The sequence below is a fragment of the Rhodococcus sp. O3 genome, from assembly GCF_048897285.1.
GTDB lineage: Bacteria > Actinomycetota > Actinomycetes > Mycobacteriales > Mycobacteriaceae > Rhodococcus.
Genome location: NZ_JBMBTE010000320.1, coordinates 1 through 595, shown reverse-complemented (window position 1 = coordinate 595; position 595 = coordinate 1). Strand labels below are relative to the sequence as shown.

Sequence of the window (595 nt, the reverse complement as noted above, 5' to 3'; positions counted from 1 at the left end):
CACCGCCTACGTCACCTTGTTGCTGACTGTGCTGGCCGACGCCGAGAAACCGGTGCGCTACCTGTCCGGACGTTCGGTGTGGCAGGCATCGTCGGTCTACCGCGGCGGCGAAGCCAAGACCGATGCCCGCGACGCCCGGGTGATCGCCGATCAGTCCCGGATGCGTTCGGACCTGCCCGTTCTGCGTCCCGACGACGAGTTGATCCGTGAGCTGCAGATGCTCACCGGCCACCGCACCGATCTGGTCGCCGACCGTACCCGGACCATCAACCGGCTGCGTCAGCAACTCGTCGCGATCTGCCCCGGGCTCGAACGCGTCGCGCAGATCTCCTCGGACCGGGGCTGGGTGGTGCTGCTGGCCCGCTACCAGCGACCGAAAGCGATCCGCCGCGTCGGTGCGGCCCGACTGGCCACGATGCTCACCGGGGCCGGGGTGCGCCACGCCGAATCGATCGCCCGGGCCGCGGTCACCGCTGCGAAGGCGCAGACCGTGCGGTTGCCTGGGGAGGATGTCGCTGCCGAGCTGGTCGCCGAATTGGCGCAGGCGGTGATCGACCTCGACACACGTATCAACGTCGTGGACGCGGAGATCGAG

The 595-nt window shown here is 69.1% G+C and carries 1 protein-coding gene; it reads left to right on the top strand.

Features of this window, described 5'->3' with window-relative positions; all coding sequences use genetic code 11:
• Positions 1-595: IS110 family transposase (locus ACN675_RS29230; RefSeq protein ID WP_420754128.1), on the top strand; the 595-nt coding region annotated here is incomplete at both ends.